This window comes from Desulfobulbus alkaliphilus (assembly GCF_016918545.1).
Taxonomy (GTDB): domain Bacteria; phylum Desulfobacterota; class Desulfobulbia; order Desulfobulbales; family Desulfobulbaceae; genus Desulfobulbus; species Desulfobulbus alkaliphilus.
Genome location: NZ_JAFFQC010000345.1, coordinates 1 through 412 on the forward strand (window position 1 = coordinate 1; position 412 = coordinate 412).

Genomic DNA, 412 nt, shown 5'->3' on the forward strand with positions numbered 1-412 from the left:
CTACAGACGTTCGGCCACCAGACGGCCCATCTCGGCGCAGCCCACCAGGGTGCAGCCGTCTTCCATGATGTCGCCGGTACGGAAGCCGTCACGCAGGGTCTGGCGCACGGCATTCTCCACGGCGTCGGCTTCTTCGGACAGGCCGAAGGCCAGGCGCAGCATCATGCCAGCGGACAGGATGGTGGCCAGAGGATTGGCCTTGTCCTGACCGGCGATGTCGGGCGCGGAGCCGTGGATGGGCTCGAACAGGGCCGGAGCCTGGGCGCCCATGGAGGCGGAAGGCAGCATGCCCAGCGAACCGGTGATGACGGAAGCCTCGTCGGAGAGGATGTCACCGAAGATGTTGCCGGTGAGGATGACGTCGAACTGCGAAGGATCGCGCACCAGCTGCATGGCGGCGTTGTCCACATAC

General features: G+C 66.0%; 1 protein-coding gene. It reads right to left on the minus strand.

Annotation, left to right across the window (positions count from 1 at the left end; all coding sequences use genetic code 11):
• The coding region (locus JWG43_RS18865; protein ID WP_240193691.1) for an isocitrate/isopropylmalate family dehydrogenase at nt 1-412 on the minus strand (412 nt) is incomplete at its 5' end.